Below are 9,061 nucleotides of genomic sequence, written 5' to 3' on the forward strand. Positions count from 1 at the left end.
CTCGGCGAGATGTCGTTTACAACACGGGTTGGTGCCCGTCGTTGTCGGCGAGGGCTTCTTCCCGGTACAGCGCGAGCTTTTCCATCACCGGCCGATCGTTGAAACAGAACAGGCACGCATCCTCCGACGCGGATGCATTGACGTGCTCATGCCATGCCCAGGAAGGCACGCAAAAGATGTCGCGCTCCTGCCAGTCGAAGCGCTGCCCATTGATGATGGAGTGCCCTCGGCCCTTGGCGACTTGGTAGAGGAAGCTGCCAGTGTGTCGATGAGCCTTGCCGGTGAAGCCCGGACGAAGCAGTTGCATGCTCGCGCCGATAGTGACCATCACATGGCCGCCATTGACAGGGTTGGTGTAGTGCATCAACGCCCCGTCAAACGGATTGTCGTCACGTGCCCCGGCATATCGCTGCAATGCCTCGTAGGTCGGTTCCCACTGGTATTTGAACAGGGGCGAGTAGGGTTTTGCCCACCCGGCATCGTGAGGACGCAGGCCGGCGGCTCCCCAGATGTTCAGCGAGTCGTCGACCGGAAATCCAACGGCCTGCTGCAAGTCGGGATGGACCGCATAGAAGCCGGCCTCGAGCGCATTGACCAGCGGAATGTCCAGCCCGTCCTGCCAGATGCAGGGCGAGCCATCGTCCTCGACGCCATGCTCGTGCCACGTCCCGTTCGGGGTGAGCACGAAATCGTTGGCTCCCAGTGTCATCTTGTGACCATCGACGATCGTGTATGCGCCTCGACCCTCCATGATGAAACGCAGGGCCGACGACGAATGAGCATGGGCGCTGGCGCGTTCCCCCGGGTGCATGACTTGCAGGCCGGAATACAGCCAACCCACGGCGGCGGCGACATCGCGACGACCAGGATTGTCGAGGTAGATCACCCGCCGACCGGCTTTCTCCGGGCTGACCAGCGAGACTGATCGAAGCACGCTTTCCCGCAGGTCGGCATAACGCCAGAGCACCGGGACGGAATCGGACTTCGGCTGCCACGGCTCGATCTTGTTGGCCACGGTCCAGAGCGCGCCGGTGCTCAGTCGCTCGAGATCCCGGTAGTACGCCACGAGCTCGGGCGAATCCTCGACGTTGGCCCGTCCGACCACGTTCTCCCGATAGGTATCGTAAGTCGTTTTCACATTGGAATCCTTAGAATTCCTGAACTTGATGTAATTGATCGGAGATCGAATAAGGACGATTGCTTATTCCACGATGGCCGCTGCCGGCACCGGTCGCTTTCGAATGAAGGCGTAGGCCACGACTAAAAGTGCAACGAGAGGCACACCGGTCACAACCGTCATCCGGAATGCCGGAACGAAGTACGTCGACCCGATGATGGCGACCATCAAGCTTGCGCCGAGCCAAGTCAAGAACGGGAATGCCGGCAGGCGGAATGCCAAAGCGACGCCATCTCGCTCACACGCGCGGCGGAACCGGTAATGGGTCACGAAAATCATGAACCAGCTGAAAAGCGCGCCGAACATCGCGATCGACATGACGAGAATGAACGAGCCGCCCGGAAGAACAACACTCATTGCTGCAGCAAAAGCGACGCCGAACGACGAGGCGATGAGGCATCGGTGCGGGACACCGTTCGAGCCGACCACGCTCAAGCTGGTCGGGGCGTGCCCGCTACGGGAGAGACTGAAGATCATCCGGGTGGCAACGTAGAGTTGGGAATTCATCGCGGACAGGGCTGCCATCAGAACGATGAAGTTCATCACGCTCGCGCCCCAGGGCAAACCCATGCGCTCCATTACCAGCACGAAAGGGCTCTTTCCGGTTCCAGCGGATTGCCAGGGCACAATCGCCAGCATCAAGCCGATAGTCAACAAATAAAAGAAGACCAACCGGAATACCGCTGACTTGAATGCACCACGGGCCGCGCGCTGAGGATCAGTCGCTTCTCCGGCGGCAACGGCAATGAACTCGATCCCGATGAAGCTGAAAATAGCGACGACGACGGCATTCCACATGCCAGACCAACCGTTCGGGAAAAAGCCACCGTTTGAGTAAAAATTGGCGAACCCGATACCATGATTCGGCGCAGCCGTGAACACCGTATAGCTGCCGAGGAGAATGAACCCGACGATGGCTGCAACCTTGACGACCGTGAACCAGTATTCGGCGAACCCGAATGATCCGACGCTTCGGGCGTTCAAGCCGACAAGGGCAGTGGAGAACACCACGATCCAGATCCAGCTGGGTGAATTCGGAAACCAGAACTTCATGTAGACCGAGATCGCCGTCACCTCCGCACCGATCACCAGTACGACGGAAATCCAGTAAGCGTAGCGGACCACGAAGCCGGCAAGCCCCCCAAGGTAGTGTTCTGCATACGAACCAAAGGATCCTGTTGTCGGGTGGGTTACGACCATTTCGGCAAGGCAACCCATCAGCAGCAGTGCGACGCATGCACCTATCGTGAAACTGAGAATCACACTCGGGCCGGCAACCTGAATGGCCGCGCCGCTGCCCAGAAACAGCCCCGTACCAATCGCCCCTCCGATGGCAATCATGGTCAGTTGTGGCGAGGTCAAGCTTTTCCGCAGCCCGCGCTCACGATCAGCGATCGCCTGAAACTGGTTTACTTCCGACACGGCATCCTCCTTATATTAATGTGGAATGCTTATTTAATTGGATTGACGTTGAGATTCGGAACTGGAACGATCGGTTACGTGAAGTCTCGTCGCTGAGCGTATTGCGGCTTGTCCCAGGCGCACTCTTCCATGATTTGATCGATCTGGTCGACGAGTTCGTCGACTTCTTCCAGCGTGTTGAAGAGCGGCGCGAAGCCGAACCGCATGAAGTCAGGCATCCGGAAATCGCCGATGACGCCGCGCTCGATCAACTCTTGCATGATTGCGTATCCCTGCGGATGTCGAAGCGAAACATGACTTCCCCGTTTGATCGCTTCCTGGGGCGAGGCAATCACGAAGCCGTGACGTGCCAGGCGTTCTTCGCTTCCCTTGATGAAGCGAGCGGTCAACGCCAGGCTGCGCGTTCGAATATCGTCGATCGACACGCCGTCGAAAACCTCCAGCGAGCGGAGCAGAATCGACAGCGCGATCACCTGGTTTGTCCCGCAGAGAAAGCGCTCGATACCTGGAGCGGGATCGTACGATGACGTGAACTCGAACGGTGCCGCGTGTCCGAACCACCCGGAAAGCGGTTGTTCGCATGCCGGAATGTGGCGGGCGGCCGCATACAAAAATGCGGGGGCACCCGGGCCGCCATTCAGATACTTGTAGCCGCAGCCCACCGCGAAGTCGACTCCGTGGGCATCGAGATCGCAGGGCAACGCACCTGCAGAATGGGATAGATCGGCGACCAGCAACGCATCCACATCGTGTGCTGCTTTCGCGAGACTGCCCAGGTCATAGATCTCCGACGTGCGGTAATCGACGTGGCACAGCAGCACTGCTGCCACCTTGTCGTTCAGCGCCTTGGGAATCTGCCGCGCGGGAACGCTGACGACTTCCAGGCCTGTCAGACGCGCGACCTGCTCGGCGATGTAGAGGTCGGTCGGGAACGACGTGGCGTCGGTGACGAGCAGTTTGCGCCCGGGGCGCAGACGGGCAGCAGCCGTCAGCACCTTGAAGAGGTTCACCGAGGTCGAGTCGCATGCCACGACCTGACCCGGCGCCGCACCGACCAGGCGGCCGATGCGATCGCCGACACGCCGGGGCAGCGTGTTCCACTGCGCGCCTTGCCAGGAGCGAATCAGGCCCTCGCCCCACTCGTGTGTCGTCGTGATGTAGGCCTGTGTCTGGGCGGCGGCGGGAAGCGGGCCCAGCGAATTGCCGTCGAAATACCGAATACCCGACGGGAGGGCGAACCGGGCACGCGTCAGCGCGAAAGGATCGACGTGCGAGGCGGGCAGTGCGGTTTGTTCAGCGAAGGTCATCACGCCCCCAGTACGGTACGGATTGCCCAGAGTTCCGGGAAGAAACGGTGCTCGACGACCTGCTTGAGCCAGCCCACGCCGGCCGACCCGCCCGTGCCCGGCTTGAAGCCCAGGATGCGCTCGACCGAAACGAAGTGCCGCCAGCGGTACTGCGAGAACAGGTCGGCAATTTCGATCAATGCTTCGCCTAGGACATAGAGATCGTTGTCGGGAGTCGGGTCCGCGTACACGGCGAGCCACGCCTGCTCGACCTCGGGGTTCGACGCGTAGGTCGCGGCCCAGTCCCGATTCAGTGCATTCGCCGGTACGGCAACGCCGCGGCGGTGGAGCAGCGCGAGTACGTCGTCATACAGACTCGGCGAGTTCAGGGAGTGCTTGATCTGCGGGAATACGTCCGGGTTGTTCACATGAGCGTTGGCGAGTCGAACCGATTTGTTGCCCAGGATGAACTCGACGTGCCGATACATGTACGACTGTTGGCCGGACGAGACGCCGAGGCAGTCGCGGAACTCATTGAAGCCGTTCGTCGTGATCGTGGACAGCACATCCCACGTCTTGACCAGATATTCGAACAGCCGCTTCACCCGAGGGGCCAGCGCGAGCGCGCCCGCTAGATCGTCCTGCTTGATGCGCAACTGCATGTTGTACAACTCGTAGTGAATGGCCTTGAACGTCAGCTCCTTGCACTGTGTCATGAGGATGAAGACCATCTCGTCATGACCTTCGCTGCGCATGTGCTGCAGGCTCAGCAGAAGGTCGTTGCGGTGATAGTCGATGAACGGGTTACTCTTTCCTTCGAAGTCCACCATCGGCTCGCCAGAGGTGGACTTCACCGCGTCCTCGCGACTCTCGTTGGTGGAGGTGGCGATGTTTTTCACCAGCGACAATTCCAGTGCCGGATTGCGAACTTGGGGGATGACACGTACACGAGTTGCAGCCATTACTCTTCTCCGAACAGGTTATCGACCGCTTTCCCCAGTTGGGTGACCGGGTCAGACAAATCGAACAGGATGTCAAAATGGTTTCGGTTTGAAACTTCGAAAAGTTCAACCGGCACACCATGTTGCGCCAGACGTTCCGCATGTTCAGCGCTTTGCCGTTTGAACTCCGACGTTTCGTGCTCGCCCCAGCACACGACGGAGGGCGCGACGTGCCGCACCGGAAGAAATGCCGGGCTTACCGCCCTGGCTTGAATCAGATCCAGCTTCAGCGGTGCGTTGATATACGTATGCGTGATCGGACACAGGTCGTAAATCCCCGAGATCAGGAGATATCCCGAGAGCCGCCGTATATCCGCCGGCGCCCAGTCCATCGTGGCGAGCATTGCCGCAAGATGGGCCCCCGCCGAACTGCCTGCCAATACGAACGAGGTGTCGGGATACTCGTGTGCAATCGTGCGAAGCGCCGAGCCGCATTGGGCGGCGATGTGCGCGATCGATGCGTCGGGCGCGAGCGTGTAGTTGATCGACGCGTATGCGATTCCCCGCTCGAGGAGTTCGCCCGCGGGAAAGCACGATTCGTCGGCGGAGAGTTCTTGCCAGTATCCACCGTGGATAAAGACCAGCATCTTGCGGCGACCCGGCATGTCGGGCTCGAACACGATGACGTATTCGTCGGGCGATGGCCCGTAGGACAACCGCCGGCCGGGAAGGGTATCCAGCACTTCCGCGCTTTTGCTGGCGTACGCGGCGACGGCGTCACGATAGTTCGGCGCGGCGGAACTCGGTGAGTATTCCCGGTCAAGCGAGAAATGTGCGGGGTGTTCAAACATTCGCGGCTCCTGAATGAACAAAATTCTAGGGCCCCGGTCTCGGTTTTTCTTTTCTCTTTTTCCTCGGCGGGCCGGGTAGACTGATAAAATTTGTCCGGCTCGAGTCGAAATGAGACAAGATTTGCCGATATGTTCGAAGAAAGGGATAACCCTTACCATTTTCACGTAGCAAGAGGCAGCCATGAAGCCCGTATCCCTGAGTCCGGCGGACATCCAGATCCTGACGCACCTCCAGTCGGACCCTCGCATGTCGATGGCCGCGCTGGCCGAGGCAACCAACAGTTCCCTGTCGCCCTGCTGGCGGCGCGTCAAGCGGATGGAGGAGACGGGGGTCATCGCGGGCTATCACCTCGACCTGGACCGCAAGGCGCTCGGCCTGGGAATCGATGCGTTCGTGTTCGTCAAGATCTCGTCGCACCGGGAGTCGGACGCGGTCGAGTTCGAACAAGCGCTGCAAACTGTTGACCAGGTCCTGTCCTGTTACATCCTTTCCGGCGTCGAGGATTATCTGCTCAGAGTGGTTGCGGCCGACCTCGACAGCTTTGCCGACTTCAGCAGAAGAAAACTGGCGGCGCTGCCTCATGTGAGGGAAGTAAGAAGTGCATTCGTGATGCATACCATCAAGGAAGCGCACAACCTGCCATTGCCGGGCTAGTCGGTGGGACGAGCGAATCGATCGATTCGTGTCGGGTCATGGCGAAAACCGCGAGCCGTTCGTCCGGGCCGTGTCGACCGATTCGCTATTCAAAAGGCGCTGCAGGCCGGGTTGATGCGTCCATGAAGAGGGACGACGGATGATGGCCGGTTTTGGCTGCTCAAGCGGCTGACACGGTTCCTCGCCGAGACGTGTCTGAACGGCTTCCATTGCGCTCAGGTCAAACCGAACGATGCAGCTCCCGGTGGCGGTACCGTTAATATTCAGTACATCAAATAAATTGTCGAATCGTCATGGCCGGGCGCGGCCATGTATGCATGCGCAACCGGCCTGCAGCCGGACGACGAGCGTTATGCGTCGTGCCGCCGCGACGCGTTTCTCAGGACGAGCGTCATCAGCTGCCGGCGCGAATCGACGCCGAGCTTCGCAAATGCGCGCTTCGCGTACGTGTCGACGGTGGACGTCTTGAGCCCCATCGACTGCGCGATCGCGGCCGAGGTCATGCCCTGGATGAACGACGCGCACACGTGCAGCTCGCGCGCGGTCAGCCGTTCCTGCCATTCCGGCAGCCATTGCGCGACGTGATCGAGATCGAGTTCGTCGCACTCGCTGCCGTCGGCCGACACCGCGCCGAGCAGCCGCTTGTGCGCGGACGCCAGCGGCAGCACCACCTGCGACAGCTGCTTCAGCAGGCTCAACTCCTTCAATGAAAACGGCGGCAGCCGCCGCGAGCGCGCGATCGAGATCGAATAGCGCGTGCCGAGCGTGACGCCGGCGATCACGCATTCGTCGTGGATGTCGCCGCTGTCGAAGAACTGATGGCGGATCTCGCTCGCGACGCGTTGCGCGGACACCTGGACGAGCTGCATGTCGCTTTCGCTGTCGATGGCCGCGTAGGTCGCATCGTCGCTCGCATAGCTCCGGTAGTAGTGACGCATCACCTGCGTGACGAGTTCGGGCTCGCGGCCGAAGCTGCCGATCCAGCCGACGCTGCGCCGGCCCGACGGCGCGACCCGTTCGTAGTCGAGGTGCACCGCGTCGAAGTCGGCATAGCGCACGAGCGTGTCGTAGACGGCGCGCATGAACTGCGGCGTGCCGACGGCCTGCGCGATATCGCCCAGCGTTTCCGTCACGAATGCGACGTGACTCAGCGGCAGATCGGGGGAGGGGAGCGCAGCGTCCATGGCCTCGGGTATCGGGAAATTTCAGGTGGCGCTACTCGTATCACGACGATTTTCGATTGCCTAGATGGGAATCCACTCAAACGGCCCCGGTACACGACCTCGCTTGTCCCGGTTTTCGGGACTGACGGTACGAATCGCGATCTCTACATTGACCCCTGTGCCGAAACCGTCTGACGGCGTTGCCGCAAGTCCACCCGAGTGTGGCGCAACGGCCGATTACAACTCTCTGGAGATCCCCATGCGTGTCCGATTTCGCTGTCGTCCGGCCGTCCGTGCCATGTTCGTCATGTCGGCGAGCCTTGCCGCCGCGGCAAGCCTGCCGGTGCATGCCGGCGATGCCAACCTGAACGTCTACAACTGGTCCGAATACATCGCGAAGGACACGGTGCCGGTGTTCGAGAAACAGGCGGGCATCAGGGTCCGCTACGACAGCTACGACAGCGACGACACGCTGCAGACCAAGCTGCTGGCCGGCAGCTCGGGCTACGACATCGTCGTGCCGACGTCGAACTATCTCGCGCAGCAGATCCAGGCCGGCGTGTACCAGAAGCTCGACAAGTCGAAGCTGCCGAATCTCGCGAACCTCGACCCGGTGCTGATGAAGATGGTCGCGAAGGCCGATCCCGGCAACCAGTACGGCATACCGTGGGCGTGGGGCACGACGGGCATCGGCTACAACGTCGAGGCCGTCAGGAAGCGGCTCGGCGACAGCGCGCCGACCGACAGCTGGGCGCTGCTGTTCGACCCGGCGAACGCGGCGAAGCTGAAAGGCTGCGGCATCTCGCTGCTCGACGCGCCGGACGCCGCGTTCGCGGCGGCGCTGCAGTACCTGGGCAAGGATCCCGAGAGCAAGAACCCGGCCGATTACCAGGCGGCCTACGACGTGCTGAAGAAGATCCGCCCGTACGTCACGCAGTTCAGCTCGGCCGGCTATGCGGACGACCTGGCGAACAACGATGTGTGCGTCGTGCTCGGCTGGTCGGGCGACGTCGGCATTGCGCGGCGACGCACGCTGGACGCGAAGCGCGCGTACGAGATCCGCTATGTGAATCCGAAGGAAGGCGGCCTGCTGTGGTTCGACGTGATGGCAATCCCTAAGGATGCGCCGCATCCGGAAGCCGCGCTGAAGTGGATCAACTACATCGAGGACCCGAAGACCAACGCGGCGATCACGAACGAGATCTTCTACCCGAGCGCCAACAAGGCCGCGCGCCCGTTCGTGACACCGGCGATCGTGCAGGACCCGAGCATCTACCTGTCCGACGCCACGATCGCGAAGACGTCGCTCGCGATGCCGCGCAGCGCCGACATCGCGCGGATGCAGAACCGCCTGTGGCTGCAGTTGAAGTCGGGCGGTTGAGGGAGGCGGCCATGAACCACACCCTGCCCGATGCGCCGGCCGCGGCCGGCGCCACCCGCGCGACGAACGACGCGTTCGTCCGCATCGAAAACGTCGTGAAGAAATTCGGCGACAGCACGGCCGTCGACAACGTGAACCTGACGATCGCGAAGAACGAGCTGTTCGCGCTGCTCGGCAGCTCAGGC

At 61.2% G+C, this 9,061-nt stretch carries 8 protein-coding genes and 1 pseudogene; 3 read left to right on the forward strand and 6 right to left on the reverse strand.

What is annotated here, in order from left to right:
- Window positions 1–16: 16 nt before the first annotated feature.
- The 5 genes from LGN19_RS36220 to LGN19_RS36240 form a co-directional block, all read right to left on the reverse strand.
- Window positions 17–1,138 (reverse strand): cupin domain-containing protein, encoded by a 1,122-nt coding sequence (locus LGN19_RS36220; RefSeq protein ID WP_226219895.1) that lies wholly within the window; start codon window positions 1,136–1,138, stop codon window positions 17–19.
- Window positions 1,139–1,201: 63 nt separating this feature from the next.
- Complete coding sequence (locus tag LGN19_RS36225; RefSeq protein ID WP_226219896.1) at window positions 1,202–2,599, reverse strand: amino acid permease; 1,398 nt, start codon at window positions 2,597–2,599, stop codon at window positions 1,202–1,204.
- A gap of 74 nt (window positions 2,600–2,673) precedes the next feature.
- On the reverse strand, window positions 2,674–3,906 hold the full coding sequence (kynU, locus tag LGN19_RS36230; RefSeq protein WP_226219897.1) for a kynureninase: 1,233 nt from the start codon (window positions 3,904–3,906) through the stop codon (window positions 2,674–2,676).
- A complete protein-coding gene (locus tag LGN19_RS36235; RefSeq protein ID WP_226219898.1) occupies window positions 3,906–4,847 on the reverse strand; it encodes a tryptophan 2,3-dioxygenase in 942 nt (313 codons plus the stop codon). The genes kynU and LGN19_RS36235 overlap by 1 nt, the downstream gene beginning before the upstream one ends.
- Window positions 4,847–5,677 carry an alpha/beta hydrolase gene (locus tag LGN19_RS36240; protein ID WP_226219899.1) on the reverse strand — a complete coding sequence of 277 codons (831 nt, stop codon included), beginning with the start codon at window positions 5,675–5,677 and terminating at the stop codon, window positions 4,847–4,849. The genes LGN19_RS36235 and LGN19_RS36240 overlap by 1 nt, the downstream gene beginning before the upstream one ends.
- A gap of 181 nt (window positions 5,678–5,858) precedes the next feature.
- Between LGN19_RS36240 and LGN19_RS36245 the strand changes: the two genes are divergently transcribed.
- A complete protein-coding gene (locus LGN19_RS36245; RefSeq protein ID WP_226219900.1) occupies window positions 5,859–6,332 on the forward strand; it encodes an Lrp/AsnC family transcriptional regulator in 474 nt (157 codons plus the stop codon).
- 350 nt (window positions 6,333–6,682) lie between these two features.
- Here the strand turns inward: LGN19_RS36245 and LGN19_RS36250 are convergent, their stop codons facing one another.
- A complete protein-coding gene (locus LGN19_RS36250; protein WP_122950180.1) occupies window positions 6,683–7,516 on the reverse strand; it encodes a helix-turn-helix transcriptional regulator in 834 nt (277 codons plus the stop codon).
- A 238-nt stretch (window positions 7,517–7,754) separates the two neighbouring features.
- Between LGN19_RS36250 and LGN19_RS36255 the strand changes: the two genes are divergently transcribed.
- A complete protein-coding gene (locus LGN19_RS36255) occupies window positions 7,755–8,876 on the forward strand; it encodes a polyamine ABC transporter substrate-binding protein (protein WP_413227265.1) in 1,122 nt (373 codons plus the stop codon).
- Window positions 8,877–8,887: 11 nt separating this feature from the next.
- Window positions 8,888–9,061: pseudogene (locus tag LGN19_RS36260) on the forward strand (polyamine ABC transporter ATP-binding protein); the annotation flags it as partial.

It is taken from the genome of Burkholderia sp. AU30198 (assembly GCF_020419825.1).
Classification (GTDB): Bacteria; Pseudomonadota; Gammaproteobacteria; order Burkholderiales; family Burkholderiaceae; genus Burkholderia.

Excerpts from the sequence above, each read along its gene's own strand:
- kynU (WP_226219897.1), bottom strand. The coding sequence starts at position 3,906 with ATGACCTTCGCTGAACAAACCGCACTGCCCGCCTCGCACGTCGATCCT.
- LGN19_RS36235 (WP_226219898.1), bottom strand. The coding sequence starts at position 4,847 with ATGGCTGCAACTCGTGTACGTGTCATCCCCCAAGTTCGCAATCCGGCA.
- LGN19_RS36240 (WP_226219899.1), bottom strand. The coding sequence starts at position 5,677 with ATGTTTGAACACCCCGCACATTTCTCGCTTGACCGGGAATACTCACCG.
- LGN19_RS36245 (WP_226219900.1), top strand. The coding sequence starts at position 5,859 with ATGAAGCCCGTATCCCTGAGTCCGGCGGACATCCAGATCCTGACGCAC.
- LGN19_RS36250 (WP_122950180.1), bottom strand. The coding sequence starts at position 7,516 with ATGGACGCTGCGCTCCCCTCCCCCGATCTGCCGCTGAGTCACGTCGCA.
- LGN19_RS36255 (WP_413227265.1), top strand. The coding sequence starts at position 7,755 with ATGCGTGTCCGATTTCGCTGTCGTCCGGCCGTCCGTGCCATGTTCGTC.